The organism is Rhodoferax sp. (assembly GCF_023701345.1).
GTDB lineage: Bacteria > Pseudomonadota > Gammaproteobacteria > Burkholderiales > Burkholderiaceae_C > Rhodoferax.
This window is the reverse complement of sequence record NZ_JAMPXE010000003.1, coordinates 1-18,585: the sequence shown is the minus strand read 5'-3', so window position 1 is coordinate 18,585 and position 18,585 is coordinate 1. Positions and strand designations below refer to the sequence as shown.

At 58.0% G+C, this 18,585-nt stretch carries 24 protein-coding genes; 16 read left to right on the top strand and 8 right to left on the bottom strand.

The genetic code is table 11. The annotated features are described in order from the left end of the window. Positions 1 to 342: 342 nt before the first annotated feature. The gene (locus tag NDI87_RS00945) at positions 343 to 942 is read right to left on the bottom strand and encodes a response regulator (RefSeq protein WP_296272920.1); all 600 of its coding nucleotides are present in this window, start codon (positions 940 to 942) and stop codon (positions 343 to 345) included. Then, on the bottom strand, positions 939 to 3,089 hold the full coding sequence (locus tag NDI87_RS00940) for an ATP-binding protein (protein WP_296272919.1): 2,151 nt from the start codon (positions 3,087 to 3,089) through the stop codon (positions 939 to 941). Before NDI87_RS00940 ends, NDI87_RS00945 begins: the two co-directional genes overlap by 4 nt. Before the next feature lie 186 nt (positions 3,090 to 3,275). On the opposite strand from NDI87_RS00940, the gene NDI87_RS00935 reads away from it, so the two are divergent. Beyond that, positions 3,276 to 4,745 carry a DASS family sodium-coupled anion symporter gene (locus NDI87_RS00935; protein WP_296272918.1) on the top strand — a complete coding sequence of 490 codons (1,470 nt, stop codon included), beginning with the start codon at positions 3,276 to 3,278 and terminating at the stop codon, positions 4,743 to 4,745. A 33-nt stretch (positions 4,746 to 4,778) separates the two neighbouring features. On the opposite strand, the gene NDI87_RS00930 is transcribed toward NDI87_RS00935, so the two are convergent. The 5 genes from NDI87_RS00930 to NDI87_RS00915 form a co-directional block, all read right to left on the bottom strand. After that, on the bottom strand, positions 4,779 to 5,102 hold the full coding sequence (locus NDI87_RS00930; protein ID WP_296272917.1) for a hypothetical protein: 324 nt from the start codon (positions 5,100 to 5,102) through the stop codon (positions 4,779 to 4,781). Then, the gene (locus NDI87_RS17455; RefSeq protein WP_366028112.1) at positions 4,985 to 5,269 is read right to left on the bottom strand and encodes a HipA domain-containing protein; all 285 of its coding nucleotides are present in this window, start codon (positions 5,267 to 5,269) and stop codon (positions 4,985 to 4,987) included. The genes NDI87_RS00930 and NDI87_RS17455 overlap by 118 nt, the downstream gene beginning before the upstream one ends. A gap of 107 nt (positions 5,270 to 5,376) precedes the next feature. Next, complete coding sequence (locus NDI87_RS00925; protein WP_296272915.1) at positions 5,377 to 5,757, bottom strand: HipA domain-containing protein; 381 nt, start codon at positions 5,755 to 5,757, stop codon at positions 5,377 to 5,379. Then, positions 5,717 to 6,328 carry a HipA domain-containing protein gene (locus tag NDI87_RS00920; protein WP_296272912.1) on the bottom strand — a complete coding sequence of 204 codons (612 nt, stop codon included), beginning with the start codon at positions 6,326 to 6,328 and terminating at the stop codon, positions 5,717 to 5,719. Before NDI87_RS00920 ends, NDI87_RS00925 begins: the two co-directional genes overlap by 41 nt. Positions 6,329 to 6,560: 232 nt before the next feature. Then, positions 6,561 to 6,923, bottom strand: a complete 363-nt coding sequence (locus NDI87_RS00915; protein ID WP_296272911.1) for an XRE family transcriptional regulator — start codon at positions 6,921 to 6,923, stop codon at positions 6,561 to 6,563. Positions 6,924 to 7,618: 695 nt separating this feature from the next. Here NDI87_RS00915 and hisB point away from each other — a divergent pair. The 11 genes from hisB to tatC all read left to right on the top strand — a co-directional run bounded on the left by hisB (position 7,619) and on the right by tatC (position 13,795). After that, the gene (gene hisB, locus NDI87_RS00910; protein ID WP_296272978.1) at positions 7,619 to 8,257 is read left to right on the top strand and encodes an imidazoleglycerol-phosphate dehydratase HisB; all 639 of its coding nucleotides are present in this window, start codon (positions 7,619 to 7,621) and stop codon (positions 8,255 to 8,257) included. A 7-nt stretch (positions 8,258 to 8,264) separates the two neighbouring features. Continuing rightward, positions 8,265 to 8,948 (top strand): imidazole glycerol phosphate synthase subunit HisH, encoded by a 684-nt coding sequence (gene hisH / locus NDI87_RS00905; protein ID WP_296272909.1) that lies wholly within the window; start codon positions 8,265 to 8,267, stop codon positions 8,946 to 8,948. 60 nt (positions 8,949 to 9,008) lie between these two features. Then, positions 9,009 to 9,749, top strand: coding sequence for a 1-(5-phosphoribosyl)-5-[(5-phosphoribosylamino)methylideneamino]imidazole-4-carboxamide isomerase (gene hisA, locus NDI87_RS00900; RefSeq protein ID WP_296272908.1), 741 nt, complete (start codon positions 9,009 to 9,011; stop codon positions 9,747 to 9,749). Between the two features lie 15 nt (positions 9,750 to 9,764). Further along, a complete protein-coding gene (gene hisF, locus NDI87_RS00895; RefSeq protein WP_296272906.1) occupies positions 9,765 to 10,565 on the top strand; it encodes an imidazole glycerol phosphate synthase subunit HisF in 801 nt (266 codons plus the stop codon). Positions 10,566 to 10,597: 32 nt separating this feature from the next. Then, positions 10,598 to 10,990 carry a phosphoribosyl-AMP cyclohydrolase gene (hisI, locus tag NDI87_RS00890; RefSeq protein ID WP_296272904.1) on the top strand — a complete coding sequence of 131 codons (393 nt, stop codon included), beginning with the start codon at positions 10,598 to 10,600 and terminating at the stop codon, positions 10,988 to 10,990. Continuing rightward, on the top strand, positions 10,987 to 11,382 hold the full coding sequence (locus NDI87_RS00885; RefSeq protein ID WP_296272902.1) for a phosphoribosyl-ATP diphosphatase: 396 nt from the start codon (positions 10,987 to 10,989) through the stop codon (positions 11,380 to 11,382). The genes hisI and NDI87_RS00885 overlap by 4 nt, the downstream gene beginning before the upstream one ends. A 53-nt stretch (positions 11,383 to 11,435) precedes the next feature. Then, a complete protein-coding gene (locus tag NDI87_RS00880) occupies positions 11,436 to 11,804 on the top strand; it encodes a hypothetical protein (protein ID WP_296272977.1) in 369 nt (122 codons plus the stop codon). Next, positions 11,801 to 12,175: a histidine triad nucleotide-binding protein gene (locus tag NDI87_RS00875; RefSeq protein ID WP_296272900.1), complete on the top strand. Its 375-nt coding sequence runs from the start codon at positions 11,801 to 11,803 to the stop codon at positions 12,173 to 12,175. Before NDI87_RS00880 ends, NDI87_RS00875 begins: the two co-directional genes overlap by 4 nt. A 67-nt stretch (positions 12,176 to 12,242) precedes the next feature. Beyond that, complete coding sequence (gene tatA, locus NDI87_RS00870) at positions 12,243 to 12,482, top strand: Sec-independent protein translocase subunit TatA (protein ID WP_296272898.1); 240 nt, start codon at positions 12,243 to 12,245, stop codon at positions 12,480 to 12,482. Positions 12,483 to 12,524: 42 nt separating this feature from the next. Further along, positions 12,525 to 12,998 (top strand): Sec-independent protein translocase protein TatB, encoded by a 474-nt coding sequence (tatB, locus tag NDI87_RS00865; protein ID WP_296272896.1) that lies wholly within the window; start codon positions 12,525 to 12,527, stop codon positions 12,996 to 12,998. Further along, entirely contained in the window at positions 12,998 to 13,795 is a 798-nt protein-coding gene (tatC, locus tag NDI87_RS00860) for a twin-arginine translocase subunit TatC (protein ID WP_296272894.1), read from the top strand. The genes tatB and tatC overlap by 1 nt, the downstream gene beginning before the upstream one ends. 24 nt (positions 13,796 to 13,819) lie before the next feature. Here the strand turns inward: tatC and NDI87_RS00855 are convergent, their stop codons facing one another. Further along, on the bottom strand, positions 13,820 to 14,962 hold the full coding sequence (locus NDI87_RS00855) for a trypsin-like peptidase domain-containing protein (RefSeq protein WP_296272892.1): 1,143 nt from the start codon (positions 14,960 to 14,962) through the stop codon (positions 13,820 to 13,822). A 182-nt stretch (positions 14,963 to 15,144) separates the two neighbouring features. Here NDI87_RS00855 and NDI87_RS00850 point away from each other — a divergent pair, with 182 nt between their 5' ends. The 4 genes from NDI87_RS00850 to NDI87_RS00835 all read left to right on the top strand — a co-directional run. Beyond that, complete coding sequence (locus tag NDI87_RS00850; protein WP_296272890.1) at positions 15,145 to 15,903, top strand: Nif3-like dinuclear metal center hexameric protein; 759 nt, start codon at positions 15,145 to 15,147, stop codon at positions 15,901 to 15,903. A gap of 1 nt (position 15,904) precedes the next feature. Beyond that, on the top strand, positions 15,905 to 16,993 hold the full coding sequence (gene pdxA / locus NDI87_RS00845) for a 4-hydroxythreonine-4-phosphate dehydrogenase PdxA (RefSeq protein ID WP_296272888.1): 1,089 nt from the start codon (positions 15,905 to 15,907) through the stop codon (positions 16,991 to 16,993). Between the two features lie 69 nt (positions 16,994 to 17,062). Beyond that, positions 17,063 to 17,680, top strand: coding sequence for a ubiquinol-cytochrome c reductase iron-sulfur subunit (gene petA / locus NDI87_RS00840; RefSeq protein WP_296272886.1), 618 nt, complete (start codon positions 17,063 to 17,065; stop codon positions 17,678 to 17,680). Positions 17,681 to 17,691: 11 nt separating this feature from the next. Beyond that, the coding region (locus NDI87_RS00835) for a cytochrome bc complex cytochrome b subunit (protein WP_296272885.1) at positions 17,692 to 18,585 on the top strand (894 nt) is incomplete at its 3' end.

The window sequence follows — 18,585 nt, the reverse complement described above, 5'->3', positions numbered from 1 at the left end:
TTGTCTATTGCCTGGATCCTGTTTCAATGAATATCACCGTGAACGAAGGACTCAAAGTCTACATTGATCCACTGACGGCCGCCAGTGTCGGCTACGGGCAGGCCAATTTTGTGATTTTTGAGGCAGATCAACCGCTGTTCACTGACTTCGGCAACGTGCCGTTTGCCCCTGGCAATGAAAAGACAGAGCTGACGTTCATTTTCGAGTTGAGTGTGAGACAGCGGGCGTTCGAGGTTGGATTTGAGACTGATGATGTGTGCAAGTCAGCACAGCTTGGCCTACCATGTCTCTTTTCGACTACAAGGCAGTTCAATGAGGCCTACTCTAGCGCGGACGGCAGCGCTAACCCAGCCAGGTATGTCGTGTCAGCCAGCGTCCCAGTTCGTTGTCATTGGCTAGACCGAGTTTGGCAAACAGGCTGGCCCGATGCGTCTCGACCGAACGAGGACTGCAGGCCGGAACCAGCGTGCGGGCAATCTCCTTGTTCGACTGGCCCAGGCCAACCTGGCGCGCCACCTCACGCTCGCGTGGCGTCAGATCGTGCCAGAGTGCCAGCGCATCGGCACGTGCCTGCGCCTCGACCAATGCCAGCGGCAATTTCTCTAGCAACTGCTGCGTATCGGGTTTGACTACCCAGTCGAACGCGCCCTGGCCCACTGCTTCCAACGCCATCGGAATGGTGCCGTGCCCTGAAAGAAACAGCACAACCAACGGGCTATGGCGCAGGCGCAGTTGCTCCAGAACTGCCAGTCCACTCATGCCGCCCATGCGCAGGTCCAGGATGACACACCCGACCTGCCGCGCATCAATGGCCTGCAGAAAGGCTTCGCCCGATTCAAAGCCGCGTACCGCCATGCCCTGGGAAAACAACAGCAATAGCAGCGAGCGCCGTAGCGCCTCGTCGTCATCAACCACATAGAGAGTCAAGGCTGTATCGCTCATACGCTCAGCGCCAGGGTAAAGGTAAACACCGCACCACCGCCGAGGCGGTTGGCCACTGTCAAGTGACCGCCGTGCGCCTCAACGATAGTGCGACAGATGTTGAGTCCCAGGCCCAGGCCTTCGGGCTTGGTGCTGAAAAACGGTGTGAACACCTGCGCCAGCAAAGCCTCGGGGACACCAGGGCCGGCGTCCCGGACCTGAATCTGGACGGTACGCCCGAGCAGCATCGTCTCGATGTCGATCACGCGCTCGGCCACTGGCAGATCCTGCATCGCCTGCACAGCATTCTGTAACAGATTGATCAGCACCTGCTCCAGCAGCACGCGGTTGCCGCGCACCGACGGCAAATGCTCGGCCAGACGCTGCGTCACCGTGACCGCCTGACGTTCCAGTTCGGACTTGAGCAGAACCAGCGAATGCGCAATCACCGCATGCACATCACAGGCCTCGTAACTGCCACGGCTCGGATTGATAAACCCACGCACGCGCTGCACGATCTCGCTGGCGCGCTGTGACTGCTCGACCATGTCGTCCAGCGCCGAGACCAGCACGTCCATCTGTGCCTGGCTGGCGATTGTGCGCGCGGCCAGTGCGAAGTTCGACAAGGCCATGAGCGGTTGATTGAGTTCATGTGCCAGCGTGGAAGCCATCTCGCCGACGCTGGCCAGGCGCGCGCTGCGCTGCAATTGGAGTTCCTGTTCGTGTTGGCGGTCCTCAGCCTGTTTTTGCGCCGTGATGTCGACCACTGAACTCATCCAGCCCTGGTTCTGGCCCTGGGCGTCGATCAGGGGCGCGGTGTAAACCCGGGTGATCACGTCATGCCCGTCGCGATGGCGAATGCGCGACTCAAATCCGTAGGGCTGCGCCTCGGCCAGCATGGAGCCCTCGCGATCGCGCCGGTATTTGTCCAACTCGTCCGGATGCCAGTAGGGATAGGGCGGCGCGCAGCCCAGCAATTCATCGTCGCGGTAGCCGACCATGTCGCAAAAGGCACGGTTGACATAACTGATACGCCCCTGCGGGTCGCGTGCACGCATGCCCACCAGCAGCGCGTCTTCCATCGCCTTGCGGAAAGCCTGCGCCTGCTCCAGGTCATGCGTACGCTCCTGCACCCGGCGCTCCAGTTCAAGCTTGGCCTGACGCTGCTCGGAATAGCGACGTTCGTGCAATTGCCAGTACAGGCCCGCCAGCAGCAGCACCGCAGCCAGCAAGGCGGCCAGCGCCAGCGCCTCGCGCCGGGCTTGCGTCACACCCTTCAGATCGCTGGTGACAACCAGCGTCCAGCCCAGTTCGGGCAGCACGCTCTCCAGCGCCAGGAATGACCGCAACTGTCCCTTGACCACCGCGTGCAGCTCGTAGGCGGGCGAGCCCGCCGTACGCAGCACGCGCCACGGCAGCACGTCGTAACCCGTGCGCTCACCGTATTGCCAGTTATGGGCCAGCCAAGCCAAATCTTCGCCAGAGAGGGGAGCACGACTTCTATACCGCCATTCGGGCTCCGAACTCAGGAAAACAATGCCGCGACTGTCCTGCAGCACAACCGGGTCGGCGCTGTCGGCCCAGGAGTGCTCTAGCGTATCGAGGCTGACCTTGATCACCATGACGCCAATCACCTCGTCGCCACTGCGCACCGGTTCGGAAATGAAAAAACCCGGCGTGCCGGTGGTCAGACCGACGCCGTAAAAATAGCTGTGCCGGCCTTGCAAGGCCTGCCTGAAATAGGGACGCTGGCGGTAGGACTGGCCAACAAAGCTGCCGGCGCTGTTCCAGTTGCTGGCGGCCAAAGTCAAGCCATCGACACTCATCACGAACAACGCGGCGGAATCGGTACGCGTCTGGAAATCGGCCAGATATCGGTTCACCCGGTCGCGCAGCAAGGGATCAGCAGGATGCCTGAGCAAGGCCTGCACATCCGGGTGGCGTGTTGCCGCATACGGCAGATAGCCATGTTTTGCGGCAATGCCGCCGAGTCCCAGCACGGTCGACTGCGCTGTCTGTTGCAGGGCCTGAATACGGTTGTGCAACTCGCGTCGTTCGGCCCACTGACCGACCAAACCGATCGCCACCCCAGTGACCAGCGCCAGCAGGCTCCAACGCAACCAGCGCTGCCAGGATAGACGACGCAGCAAGGACAGGGACAAGGTCAAGGATTTCAACGCAACCAAAGAATGAGCAGGCATGACAACATGGGTCAACGATACCGCAATCCGGCATCGTGCGGCACAGACCGCAGCGCTTCTGCGTATTTCTACGCAGGCGCGGGAGGCGAATCGCACGGATGCGCGAGCGGCACCGGTCTTCGATACTCGTCAGAACAAAGGAGTCGTTTGATCATGAAGCAAGAATCATCCATCCGGCCGGGTAGCGCTCTGCTGGCCATCGCCATCACGCTCATCATCTGGTTCGTGGTTCCCGTTCCGCAGGGCGTCACGCCGCAAGCCTGGCATCTGTTGGCCCTGTTCATCGGCACCATCGCCGCCATCATCGGCAAGGCCATGCCGATCGGCGCGCTGGCGATGATCGCGATCGCGCTGGTCGCCCTCACCGGCGTCACCAACAGCAAGCCGTCGGCAGCCATCGCCGACGCCCTGAGCGGCTTTTCCAACTCGCTGATCTGGCTGATCGGCCTGTCGATCATGATCTCGCGCGGCCTGATCAAGACCGGGCTGGGCGCGCGCATCGGTTACTTCTTCATCCGCCTGTTCGGCAAGAAGACGCTGGGCATCGGCTACGCGCTGGGCCTGTCGGAGCTGGTGCTGGCGCCGGTCACGCCCAGCAACACCGCGCGCGGCGGCGGCATCATGCACCCGATCATGCGCTCGATCGCGCTGAGTTTTGACTCTGTGCCGGAGCAGGGCACGTCGGGACGGATCGGGCGCTACCTGGCGCTGGTCAACTACCACGCCAACCCGATCACCTCGGCCATGTTCATCACCGCCACCGCGCCCAACCCGCTGGTCGTCAAGTTCGTGGCCGAAGCCACCGGCGCGCAGATTTCCCTGAGTTGGAGCACCTGGGCCCTGGCGATGCTGCTGCCGGGCCTGGCGGCCATGCTGCTGATGCCGCTGGTGCTGTATTGGCTGTCGCCGCCGGAGATCAAGGACACGCCGCAAGCCCGCCAGTTTGCGCAGGAGCGGTTGACCGAACTCGGTCCGGTCAAGACCAGCGAGAAAATCCTGCTCGGCGTGTTCGCACTGCTGCTGCTGCTGTGGGCCGGTGTGCCGGCCATGGTGCTGGGCAAGGGCTTTGAGGTGGACGCCACCGCCGCCGCCGCCCTCGGTCTGGCGCTGCTGCTGGCCAGCGGTGTGCTGGAATGGGACGACGTGCTCAAGGAAAAGGGCGCCTGGGACACCATCACCTGGTTCTCGGCCCTGGTCATGATGGCCACTTTCCTGAACAAGCTCGGGTTGATCAGCTGGTTCGCCAAGGCCGTTGAGACCGGGATTCTCGGACTCGGCATGAGCTGGGTCGGCGCCGTGGCATTGCTGACACTGATCTACCTGTATGCGCACTATTTCTTTGCCAGCACCACGGCGCACATCACCGCCATGTTCGGCGCCTTCTTTGCCGCCGGCATCGCGCTGGGCGCACCGGCCATGCCGTTTGCGCTGCTGCTGGCGGCGGTGTCCTCGATCATGATGACGCTGACGCATTACGCCACCGGTACCTCACCCATCATCTTCGGCTCGGGCTATGTCTCGCTGGGAGAATGGTGGAAGATCGGTTTCGTGATGAGCCTGGTCAACCTGACGGTCTGGATCGTAGTCGGCGGCATCTGGTGGAAGGTGTTGGGATACTGGTGAGATCAAGGCCAATCGCTGGTCCGGGGTGAGAGATCAATGATGATTCGCTGGTCTGCCTTTAGAAATCTGACCGTATAGTGTCATTGGATGCGGACTTGTTAAGCAAGCAAGCAAGTGCCCCCGATTGAACTGCTCCAAGTGTCGGCGCACGCCCTGAAATACAGTGTGAGCCATCGCCATGGGAAAGTCGGCCGGCAAGCGCTGTTCAACTGTGGTCAGCGCCGCGTCCAAGCGGTGCGTCATGCCCTGCATGGCGTCCCAGGCACCTTCGACTGCGCTGCGCCTGGCCAGCGCTTCCCAGTGGCGATGCTGGGTTTCCGACAGTTTGTAATGCGCCGTCTTGCCACGCACGGCCATGCCGAGAGCACATCGTACAAGGGCGTCATCCGGTAACGACCGCCAGGCAGCACAAAGAGGGAAAAATTCTTGGCATGCCCGTCAATGGCCGCCAGATACCAGAACAGCAGCTGGGCGCGCAAAAAGTTTCGCCTGTCTTCATGAAAAGCCTCTCCCCCTTTAAGCACCTCCAGGCAGGCCTCGATACCAGGCCGCCCTTTTGCTCGTACTTCTGGTCGCTGGCAACACCTTTCGCCTGGCAAAAGTCTTCCTGGGGCAATCGGGTGCAAGGCCTCTACGCAAGCTTAGAGCCAGACTGACGTTGGTCTCGCAGAAACGGCCGATCGATCTGGCTGGACAGCGACTCAATGTCCTCTGCCAAAACCCCCGCTCGCGCGAAGTGCTCCTTCCATTTGACTACCACCACACAAACCTTCTTCACCTGATCGGCGGCCTCAGATTTCTTCAGGCCAAACTGGCCACACTCGGACATTGCGTTCTCTAAGGTAGAGTCTGCGCCGTCCGCGCCAACGCGCATCTGTTGGTAACTCAGTGCCTGGCCAGACGGGAAGACATCGAAGGCCGGCGAAAGCTCATACTCACCGCTGTCAGTCATCAGCAGCGCATGGTTTTTCTCATGGTCGTCGGTGTTGTCGATCAGGATGTTGAATACCATGCGCCGGAACAGCTCTGATGTGCTCCCTGTTCAGGCCACCATCAGCGACGCCGCGTCGGCGCAGCAACTGCGCTAGCTCCGGGTAACCCAAACCCTCCCCTGACGCCCTGAGCGCCACATTGGCGGACAGCGCGTGCCGGCGAAGTCCCCCCGCGCGATCGAAACGCTTGACGGCCACCGCATGCCCTTTGAGGACTTTCACCGGTATGGTGGGCGCTACCCGGATGCCGGCCTGCTCAGACAGTGTCATGGTTGCGTGCTCGACCAAGGGCATGTCGATGGGCTCACCGGGCTCGTTGAACTTCAGCACCCACTGGTGACGTTTCCGCTCATCGATCGGCTCACCGGCAAGGATTTGGCGAACAAGCTGCTCGATCTCCTGGGCGTCCGCGAGTTGCGGCAATGCTCCCATATGACGTGCAAGGTACGCATCGGGCGACACTGAAACGCCCAAGGCCCCGAAGCGTTCGTCACCGGCGTAGAAGAGGAAGTCCAGCACAGACAGGCGCGCCGGCTTGTCAAGAAAGCGGATGACCCGTTCACCCCAGCGGTCCGGGCGGGCGTCATCCACTGCGCCTAGGGCCGTCTCCTTCTCAATGGAGAAGAACTCTTTCTCGACCAGGGGGGAGATCTTCGCTCAGCGCAAACCCTGATTTGATCCAGGCCTGGCTGTACAGCAGCGACACCACCTTTGGTGGCGCGAGCCATTCGCAGCTCGCCGATAAACACTGGGGTTTCGGGATGGCCGAGCCTCCAGAGGTAGAGCGAGTCGCCGGGCTGGTAGTTCTTGATGTCGAACTCGATCATGATTTGCCTTCTTCAGCAGAGTCATGCTGCAGGCGATTCGGTGCCTGTGCCGTCCCATACAAGGATGGACGCTTGCGCACAGCGCGAGCCTTGGCCACTCGCACGGTCTTCTCCAAGGCACCCTGGTCGTGCGCCGGGGCCGCCAGGTCGGCAATGGCCTGGGAGCGTCCCATCAGCCACAGGGCGGTGGCATAAACACCTATCGACACGCTCGGGTCGCCCTTCTCCATGCGCATCAGCGTGGGTTCGGACACGCCGATGCGCTGCGCCCAGGCTTTCAGTGGCTCACGTCGGCGTTTGCGGGCAACGGCCAGGTTCTCGCCGAGCTCGCGCAGGTGCACGAGCACGACAGAAGGCATCGAATCGAGGGCATTTGATCTTTTTGACATTACATATTTATATGTGTTTTTCAAATGTGGTGCGACCCCCGAAAGGGGGTCCATATAGCCCTGCATGCGTTCCAACACCAGTCATTAAAGTACCGCAAGCCGTCTTTTGCCTGCTTACCGCACTGCAGTTTCACGGTCTGACGACTCAACTGCCGCGTCAGATCTGGATCGCAATGAAGTGGACCCCAGAGTCAGCTGGCGCACCTTCTCAATGTTGCCAAGGCCGACAAGAGTTGATTCGACTTATACTCAGCAAGCTTTTAAAAGTTGAAAGAAGCGACCCAACGGTCACTAAACTAAATTTTGTGATCGTGGTAGAACCAATGTTTTGGCGGCCAGGTGTGACAAAAAAGTAAAATGGTGGCAAAAGGTGTCGTGGTTGTCGCAGCGGGCTTGAGCTAGGTATTTGATTTATGTGGTGGACGTCAATTGGCGCCAAAAGGGAAGACGTTGGATCGATGAACATATACAACGAAATCTTTACCCTCATAACCGAGCAAATTCTTTTCGCGTAACCAAACAATAAAAACCTACATTAGTGGGCTTTTATTTTGTAACTTGGGGTATTGATCTTCCATTTGCATCAACTGTTTTTGAGTTCTCTACAATTCATTTGCTGATTGTTTTCTTGTTGTGCTTCTGTTTTTTGCTGTGCGCCAGCTCCCATGACAAATTATCCATTGACAGAATTGCCTGAGTCCTTGTCGACATGCTTGCCACGATGTGCCGAGCTTGTGCGTCAAACGGCAGAAACAAAAATCACTGTGCGTGTCAATCTGGACGGCACAGGGGTTTCGCATTTGCACACAGGCATTGGTTTTTTTGATCACATGCTGGATCAAATTGCCCGCCATGGACTGATTGACCTTGATATTGACGCTGATGGTGATCTCCATATTGATGGCCACCACACGGTGGAAGATGTAGGCATTACGCTGGGTCAAGCGGTTTACAAGGCTGTGGGAGACAAAAAAGGGATCCGCCGCTATGGTCATGCCTATGTACCACTGGATGAGGCGTTGAGCCGGGTTGTGATTGATTTTTCAGGTCGTCCGGGTTTGGTGATGGATGTGCCGTTTACCAGCGGCATGATCGGCAACTTTGACAGTCAATTGATGCATGAATTTTTCCAGGGCTTTGTTAATCACGCATTGGTGACGCTGCACATTGACAACCTTAAGGGTGTCAACGCCCATCATCAGGCTGAGACGGTGTTCAAGGCCTTTGCGCGTGCCATGCGCGCGGCACTCGAAATCGACCCCCGCGCGGTGGGCAGCATCCCTTCGACCAAGGGCTCACTCTGATCTTGCCATGAATTCGGCTCTCCGTTACGAATCTGGGCGAATGGTTGCTGTCGTGGATTACGGCATGGGCAATTTGCGTTCGGTTTCACAAGCGGTCAAGACAGCGGCGGTGGGCACGGCGTTCAATGTGCAAATCACCCAGGACCCGGATGTGGTGCGTGCCGCCGAGCGTGTGGTATTGCCAGGGCAGGGTGCCATGCCCGACTGTATGCGGGAGTTGCGTGAATCCGGCTTGTTGCAATCGGTGCTGGAAGCCGCAGCCAGCAAGCCCTTGTTTGGTGTGTGTGTGGGCATGCAAATGCTGCTCGATCACAGTGCTGAAGGCGATACCCCCGGCCTGGGCTTGATTCACGGTGAGGTTGTCAAATTTGAGTTGGCGGGTCAAACTCAGCCTGATGGCAGTCGCTACAAGGTGCCGCAAATGGGCTGGAACCAGGTTTGGCGCAACAACCATGGCGCGTCACCGCATCCGATCTGGGGTGATGTCCCCGATGGCAGTTATTTCTACTTTGTGCACAGCTTTTATACCAAACCGTCTGATCTGCGCCACAGCGTCGGTGAAACCGACTATGGCCAGCGCTTTAGTTCCGCCATTGCCCGTGATAATATTTTTGCGACCCAGTTTCATCCTGAAAAAAGCGCCGAGCATGGCCTGAGCCTCTACCGTAATTTCCTCCATTGGAATCCCTGATTTTTTCACCTTTCGTGCTGCGCTAGCCGAAGTCTATTCACTCCCTCTCATTGAAGCATCATGCTTTTAATTCCAGCCATTGATCTCAAAGACGGCCATTGTGTGCGCCTGCAACAAGGCGATATGTCGCTTTCAACCACCTTCAGCGAAGAACCGTCAGTGATGGCGCGGAACTGGGTTGACAAGGGGGCGCGCCGGGTTCATTTGGTTGATTTGAACGGTGCATTTGCCGGGCAACCCAAAAATGAGGCGGCCATTCGCAAGATACTCAAGACCATTGGCAGTGAGGTTGATGTCCAGTTGGGTGGCGGTATTCGCGATCTGGACACCATCGAACGGTATCTGGATGCGGGTCTGCGCTATGTCATCATTGGCACGGCCGCTGTAAGAAATCCGGGCTTTCTGCAAGATGCCTGTACGGCTTTTGGCGGCCATATCATCGTTGGCCTGGATGCCAAGGATGGCAAGGTGGCCACCGATGGCTGGAGCAAACTGACGCGTCACGATGTGGTGGACCTAGCCAAAAAATTTGAAGACTTTGGTGTTGAATCCATCATTTACACCGACATTGGTCGCGATGGCATGTTGACAGGTATTAACATCGAAGCCACCGTGCGCTTGGCCCAGGCCTTGACCATTCCGGTCATTGCCTCCGGTGGTTTGTCCAAACTGGCTGATATCGAGGCTTTGTGCGCGGTCGAGGATGAGGGTATTGAAGGCGTGATCTGTGGTCGGGCCATTTACAGTGGCGATTTGGATTTTGAAGCGGCGCAAGAGCGGGCCGATGAGCTCAATGGCTAAGAGGCGGGGAACTTAGTGCTAGCCAAACGCATCATTCCCTGCCTTGACGTTACTGGGGGACGGGTCGTCAAAGGCGTCAATTTTGTTGAGTTGCGCGATGCTGGTGACCCGGTAGAAATTGCCGCACGTTACAACGAACAAGGCGCTGACGAGCTTACCTTTTTGGACATCACGGCCACCAGCGATGGACGTGATCTGATATTGCACATCATCGAAGCCGTCGCCAGTCAGGTGTTCATTCCCCTGACGGTGGGCGGCGGCGTGCGTACCGTGGATGATGTGCGCCGCCTGCTCAACGCCGGTGCTGATAAAACCAGTTTCAATTCGGCCGCCATCGCCAATCCTCAAGTAATTCGCGATGCTTCCGGTAAATATGGTGCGCAGTGCATTGTGGTCGCGATAGATGCCAAACGACGCTCTGGCGCCGATGTTTCCCGGTTGAACGCGCAAGGCCTGCCGGTCGGAGAGGGCTGGGACGTTTACAGTCATGGTGGGCGCAGAAATACCGGCCTGGATGTGGTGACCTGGGCGAGTCAGATGGCCGATTTTGGCGCTGGTGAAATCTTGCTCACCAGCATGGATCGTGACGGCACCAAGGCTGGCTTTGATTTGGCTCTGACCCGTGCTGTCAGTGATGCGGTCAGCGTGCCCGTGATTGCCTCGGGTGGCGTTGGCACGCTGGACCATCTGGCCGATGGCATTCAACTGGGCGGGGCCGATGCCGTACTGGCCGCCAGCATCTTTCACTACGGAGAATTTACCGTGGCACAGGCCAAAGCCCATATGGCGGCACGCGGTATCCCAGTCAGACTCTGATTTTCGCCAGTTAAATCATCGACAATGGGCCAATGAACTGGTTAGACACACTCAAATGGGACGCGAACGGCTTGGTGCCTGCCATCGCGCAAGAGCAGGGTACGGGCGATGTGCTGATGATGGCCTGGATGAATCGCGAAGCCCTGCAAAAAACGGCCGAGTTGGGTCGTGCGGTGTATTTCAGTCGCTCGCGCAACAAACTGTGGTTCAAGGGCGAAGAATCCGGCCATGTGCAAACCGTCCATGAGATTCGCCTGGATTGTGACAGCGATGTCATTTTGCTCAAGGTTACACAGACTGGCCACACGCCGGGTCTGGCATGTCACACGGGCCGCCACAGCTGTTTCTACAGCGTGTATGACAATGGTGCCTGGAAAGTCGTTGACCCGGTCCTGAAGGACCCTCATACCATTTACAAGCCTTGATGCGCCCTGACACAAACTCTGCTGACTCCCTGGCTGCGCTGGCTATTGTGATCGAGTCACGCCTGCCCGCCAATGGTGGTAATCCGGCCGCAAGTTATGTTGCACGGCTGTTGCACCAAGGCCCGGATGCTTTCCTGAAGAAAATTGGTGAAGAAGCCACCGAGGTGGTGATGGCGGCCAAAGACGCGGACCACGGCGGCGACAAAGCCAAGATCGTCTATGAGGTGGCCGACCTGTGGTTTCACAGCATGATCGCGCTGGCCCATTACGGCCTGAGTCCTGCCGATGTGATTGCCGAACTCCTGCGTCGCGAAGGAACCAGCGGCCTGGAAGAAAAGGCCATGCGCAAGGTCAAGGCACGCGAAGCATCTTCTCAGGGAGACGCCTCGTGAACGAGGACTTCACTACGCCCAAAGCGCCAGATGATCGCACCCAGTGGCGTGAACTGGACCAGCAAACGCTCAACGGGCTCAATGCCTGGGGCACTGTGAGCTACGTTTTGCACTTGATCGTGGCGGTGGGAGCCCTGATTCCTGGTGGTCAGTTTGGCCCAATGCTGCTCATCATTGCGCTGGTGATTGATCTCGTCAAACGTGACGATGCTGCAGGCACCTGGCATGCCACGCACTTCAACTGGCGCATTCGCACCGTCATCATCGCGGCACTGCTGTATTTGGTTACGGCGCCCCTGTGGCTGCTGTTTTTCCTGCCCGGCTGGTTGGCCTGGCTGGCCATTTCAGTCTGGTTTTTATACCGCATTGTCAGCGGTATGGTGCGTATGAACAAAGGTTTGCCGATGGAGATCCCTGCATGATTGAACGGGTGGTCCACAGTGACCCGGATTGCCTATTTTGTAAGATAGTCTCCGGGAAAATTCCCTCCCGACTGGTTTATCAGGACGACGATTTGTATGCGTTTCACGATATCCACCCCTGGGCACCGGTGCATTTTTTGATCATCCCCAAGCTGCACATCCCCTCTATGGCGCTGCTCACCGAGGCGGATGCCGCGATGATGGGGCGCATGATGGTATTGATTCCCAAACTGGCTCTGCAGGAAGGCTGTAATCCCTACCCGGAAGGCGGTTTCCGGATGCTGGCCAATACCGGTGCGGAAGGCGCCCAGGAGGTGCACCATTTGCATGTGCATGTGATGGGTGGGCCTCGTCCCTGGTTGCGGGGTTAAATTTCGATTAATCGCCACGCCAAGCAGGCGCGCCGATTAAAATTCACAGATTCTTTAGGAGACCAAGATGGGTTCATTTTCTATTTGGCATTGGTTGATCGTTCTGTTGATCGTCATCATGGTGTTCGGCACCAAAAAGCTTAAAAATCTTGGCAGTGATCTTGGCGGAGCGGTCAAGGGGTTCAAGGAAGGCATGAAAGACGGCGGAGCTGCGCCTGAAGACAAGGCAGCTGATGCTGCCAAAGTGAGTAATGCTGCCGCTGCCGATAAAACCACGATCGACGTGGAAGCCAAGCAAAAGTTGTGATGCGTGCATGGTTGGCGGCTGGTGGCATTGCGCTAGGTTTGCATGATTGATCTCGGTATTTCCAAGCTGGCCATGATTGGCGCCGTGGCATTGATTGTCATTGGCCCTGAAAAATTGCCGCGGGTGGCGCGCACGGTTGGCACCCTGATTGGCAAGGCGCAGCGTTATGTGACCGATGTCAAGGCAGAGGTCAGCCGCTCCATGGCGCTGGACGAGCTCAAACAAATGAAAGACTCCGTGGAAAGCGCGGTCAAGGACGTCAGCCAGTCAGTGCAGACCAGTGCGGACGACTTTGAGAAAACCTGGGCGGAAGCCACCCATGTGGCATCCGAACCCGCTTCGGACTATCACCTCTCACTGCCTGAGGTGATTCCAGAGTACCGACACCCCAAGAAAAATTGGCGCCTAAAACAAGGAGCCACGCCCAACTGGTTCAAAGCCCGCACGGGTGTGCGTACCAAGGCCTTGTCGGGCGCCGCCCGGGTTGCGCGTTTTCGTCCCACCAAATTCAATTGATGACTGATTCCCCTGAAAAAGACGACGAACTGGCTGGTTCCGAGCAGCCGTTTGTGGCGCATCTGGTTGAGTTGCGTGACCGTTTGGTGAAAGCGACGTTGGCCGTTGCCGTGGTGGCAATTGCGCTTGGCATTTTTCCAGGTCCCGGGGCCTTGTATGACCTGATGGCCGCGCCTTTGGTAGCCCATTTGCCCAAGGGCGCAACCTTGATTGCGACCTCGGTTGTGTCGCCGTTCATGGTCCCCCTCAAGGTGTTGTTGATGGCGGCCTTCATGATCGCCTTGCCGGTGGTGTTGTACCAGTTGTGGGCATTTGTGGCGCCTGGCTTGTATTCTCACGAGAAAAAACTGGTGCTGCCGTTGGTGGTGTCAAGTACCCTGCTGTTTTTCATGGGGGTGGCGTTTTGTTACTTTTTCGTTTTTGGCCGCGTCTTTGCTTTCATTCAGAGTTTTGCCCCGGCCAGCATCACAGCTTCGCCCGATATTGAGGCCTACCTGGGTTTTGTGCTGTCGATGTTTCTGGCTTTTGGTATGGCGTTCGAGGTGCCGGTGGTGGTGGTCGTGTTGGCGCGCATGGAAATTTTCAGTATTGAAAAACTCAAGGAATTCCGGGGTTATTTTGTCGTGCTGGCCTTCATCATTGCGGCCATCGTGACGCCGCCTGATGTGGTTTCCCAACTGGCGCTCGCGATTCCCATGTGTCTGTTATACGAAGTGGGTATATGGGCTGCTCAAATTTTCATCCGGCACACCAAAAAACCGGACGACAGTCCGGAAACAAGCAGCAGTCCAAACTAACACGAGGCTTGTCTTCAGACTGGCCTACTGCGCTTGCCGACGCGCTTTGGGGCGCACGCCCGGCGTCACTTGCAAGCTTGTTTTTCCCTGGGTGCGTTGCACCTCAAAAGACGCTACTTTTCCAGGCTTGAGTGCTGCCACCTGGGTCAGCAATTCGGCCACGTTGTGAATTTCCGTCTCACCAATGCGGGTCACGACATCGCCTGGCTTCATGCCAGCCTGCGCCGCAGGGCCGTTTTGTAGCACGCCGGTGATAATCACGCCCTGCTGTGCTGCCACGCCAAAGGTTTGCGCCAATTCAGGCGTGAGTTCATTGGGTTCAACGCCAATCCAGCCGCGTGTGACCTGACCGTCCTGCACAATGCCCTCCAGCACCATTTTGGCGGTGGACACGGGGATGGCAAAACCAATGCCCATGCTGCCGCCCGAGCGTGAATAGATGGCCGTGTTGATGCCTAGCAGGTTGCCGTTGATGTCCACCAGTGCGCCGCCCGAGTTGCCCGGGTTGATGGCTGCATCGGTTTGAATGAAGTTCTCAAAGGTGTTGATGCCGAGCTGGTTGCGCCCCAGGGCACTGACAATGCCACTGGTCACAGTTTGACCCACGCCAAACGGGTTGCCAATGGCCAGCACCTGATCACCCACCTGCAAGCTGTCAGAGTTACCCAACACCATCACCGGCAGTCGCTCCAATTCAATTTTGAGAACGGCCAGATCAGAATCAGGGTCTGTCCCGATCACTTTGGCGGGAGCACGGCGACTGTCGTTGAGAATCACTTCAATCTCGTCGGCACTTTCCACCACATGGTTGTTGGTCAGGATGTAGCCGCTGGCGCTCACGATCACGCCACTGCCCAGACCCACCTGCGGAGCATTTTCCTGGTCACCAAAAAAGAACCTGAACCAGGGGTCGCTGCTTTGTGGACCCGATCGGGCATTTTTGCTGGTGTTGATGCTGACCACGGCCGACGACGACCTTTGCGCCGCCAGTCGAAAACTGCCGGGAGGCACAGCGGTTGCATCACTTGCCGGCGCCTCGATCAAGGCAACGGCAGCCGGGCGGACATTGATGCCTTCCAGCCAGACGGGCTTGAGCGTGTGCACGACGAAATAGGCGGCCAGCAACACCGTGACAGACTGGGAAAATAACAACCAAATTCTTTTCATGAGAAGGCAAGCGCGAGCTTGGTGAATGTGGATTGGCAATAAGCCATTAAATTGTAGGTGCCCTGGCCCATTTCAAGACCTGTCTATGGCTGCATGTCCATAGATTTAGCTAGCAGACGGGCAAAAGGCTATGTTCGCCTTGTCCGCGTATCATCAAAGCCCCTGAAGGACTTGACCCAGACATGTGTGAACGAGCAGAATTTTTGCGCACCCTTGACGACCTGTTGCAGCCCGAGCGCTTTAAAGACTATGGTCCCAATGGACTGCAGGTGGAGGGCCGGGCGCAAGTGGCCAAAGTTGTTTCGGGTGTCACTGCCAGTCGTGCCTTGATCGAGGCCGCCATCGCAGCCCGCGCCGACACTATCTTTGTTCATCACGGCCTGTTTTGGCGAGGCCAGGACGGCTGCGTGACCGGCTGGATGAAACAGCGGCTGGCATTGCTGCTGGCGCATGACATCAACCTGTTTGCCTACCATTTGCCGCTGGATGCCCACCCCACATTTGGCAACAATGCACAGCTCGGATTGCAATTGGGTTTGGTGGCGCAGTCGTATTTTGGCGAACAAGAGCTTGGCTGCCTGGGGCAGCGCGCGGATGGTCGGTCTTTTGAGTCACCGCAAGACCTGGCGGCGCACATCCAAAGGGCACTCGGACGCTCTGTAGCGCTGGCGGGCGACCAGAACAAAACGATTCGAAAAATAGCCTGGTGCAGCGGTGGCGCGCAAAGCTATTTTGAGGCCGCCATCGCTGCCGGTGCCGACGCCTTCATCACCGGTGAAATCTCTGAGCCGCAAGCTCACTACGCGCGCGAGTGTGGTGTGGTTTATCTGGCCTGTGGTCACCACGCCAGCGAGCGTTACGGGGCGCCCGCGGTGGCGGCCCATGTCGCCGCCCAACTGGGCCTGGCGCATGAATTCATTGACATCGACAACCCGGCCTGACATGAATGAATCAACACTTGCTTCGCCCATTGCAATTACCTTGGGTGACCCCGCCGGCATTGGTCCCGAGACAATTGTCAAGGCGTTTTGCGATGCGCCTGACCTCACCCGCGGCTGTTTTGTGGTGGGCGATGTGGCCACCCTGCGCCGGGCGGCCAGTGTGGTGGCGAGGGCCGGCGTGGCCTTGCCGGTGGCGGCCCTGGCCAATGTGCAAGAGGCGCTGAACTGTCCTCCACGTTGTATACCGGTGTGGCAAATCAGCTCGGCGGCTTTGGAGGGGGCCCAACTTGCCCCATTTGGCTTGGTCAGCGCCAAAGCAGGACAGTTGGCCGGTGACTGTGTGGTCTGGGCGGCCAATGCCGCCTTGCGTGGCGAGGTGGCGGCCATGGTCACGGCACCCTTAAACAAGGCTGCGCTGTCGATGGCGGGTGCGCCTTATGACCGTTTTCCAGGGCACACCGAATTGCTGCAAGCCCTGGCGGCGGCGCACCTGAAGACGCCAGTGGCGCAATTGCCGGTGCGCATGATGCTGGCCAACGATGAATTGCGCGTGGTGCTGGTCAGTATCCATGTGTCGCTGCGCGAGGCCCTGGCAGCGGTTACCTTTGACCAGGTGCTGGAGTCCTTGTTGATCACGCACCGTTCCCTGCTGGCCATTCTGGGGCGTGCACCCCGGATTGGCGTGGCGGGCCTGAACCCGCATGCCGGCGAAGGTGGCCTGTTTGGTCGCGAAGAGCTGGACATCATTGCGCCGGCCGTGCAGGCGGCGCGGGCGCAAGGGGTGCTGGCCAGCGAACCGCTTGCCCCCGATACCGTTTTCATGCGCGCGCGCGCGCAGCCCGGCCAGTCCGGTGAATTTGACGTGGTGTTGGCCATGTACCACGATCAGGGACTGATCCCGGTCAAATACCTCGGGGTGGACAAGGGGGTGAATGTGACGCTGGGCTTGCCACTGGTGCGCACCAGCCCGGACCATGGCACCGCCTTTGAAATTGCGGGCACGGGACTGGCCGATGCTTCAAGTCTGAAGGCTGCCATTCGCATGGCACGCCAGCTCATTCCTCAGGCTGCGGATGCAGGCAGTTTTTAATGTGAGTCAAAGGGCTCCGTTAGAATCAAGGGTTGTTAATAGTATTCATCTTTTCCATTGAGGATTCTCATGAGTGAAACGCTTGCCGCAAGCGGCCCCAACGACCCAAGTAAAAGGACCTGGCTGATTGCATCCGGTTGTGCCGGCGCTGTGGGTGGTATCGCTGCTGCGGTTCCCTTTGTCAGCTCTTTTCAGCCGTCTGAGCGCGCCAAAGCTGCTGGTGCAGCGGTCGAAGCCGACATTTCAGCCCTCAAGCCTGGTGAAAAAATGACAGTGGAATGGCGTGGCAAGCCGGTCTGGATCGTGCGTCGTACGCCAGAGCAACTGGCTGCCTTGCCAACACACAACGATCAGTTGGCTGACCCGCTGTCGCAGCGTAAGCCCACCGAGCAAGCTCCTGAATACGCCCGCAAGGACGAAACCCGTTCCATCAAACCGGAATATCTGGTGGTCGTCGGTATCTGCACACATCTGGGTTGTTCTCCCTCGGACAAGTTCAAGGCCGGCCCCCAGCCCTCATTGCCCGACGACTGGCAAGGTGGCTTTTTCTGTCCCTGCCATGGTTCCACCTTCGATCTGGCGGGTCGTGTGTTCAAAAACAAGCCGGCACCAGACAACCTCGAAGTGCCGCCGCACATGTACCTTTCAGACACCAAATTGCTCATTGGTGAAGACAAAAAAGCCTAAGGACCATCAACATGGCTACTTTTCACGAAATCTCCCCCAATGCCTCGGCTGGCGCCAAAACCCTGAACTGGATTGACAACCGTTTTCCGCTCTCCAAGCTCTTCAAGGAGCACATGAGCGAGTATTACGCGCCCAAAAACTTCAATCTTTGGTACATCTTTGGTTCGTTGTCGCTGCTGGTGCTGGTGATCCAGATCGTCACCGGCATTTTCCTGGTGATGCATTACAAGCCTGATGCTGCCCTTGCTTTCGGCTCGGTGGAATACATCATGCGTGATGTGCCCTGGGGCTGGTTGATTCGGTACATGCACTCAACTGGCGCCTCTGCTTTCTTTGTGGTGGTGTACCTGCATATGTTCCGTGGCCTGATGTATGGCAGCTACCGCAAGCCGCGCGAACTCATCTGGCTGTTTGGTTGCGGCATCTTCCTGGCCTTGATGGCCGAAGCTTTCATGGGCTACCTGTTGCCCTGGGGCCAGATGAGCTACTGGGGTGCGCAGGTGATCGTTAACCTGTTTTCAGCCATTCCGCTGATTGGCCCGGACCTGGCGCTGCTGATTCGTGGCGACTTTGTGGTGGGTGATGCGACCTTGAACCGTTTCTTCAGCTTCCACGTGATTGCTGTGCCGCTGGTGCTGCTGGGCCTGGTGGTGGCGCACATCATTGCCTTGCACGAAGTGGGCTCCAACAATCCGGACGGCATTGAGATCAAGGCCAACAAGGATGCCAATGGCATCCCGCTTGATGGCATTCCTTTCCATCCCTACTATTCAGTCCACGACGTTTTTGCGGTCAGCATGTTCCTGTTTGTGTTTTCTGCGATCGTGTTTTTTGCGCCGGAAATGGGCGGCTATTTCCTGGAATACAACAACTTCATTCCGGCTGATCCGTTCCAGACACCTTTG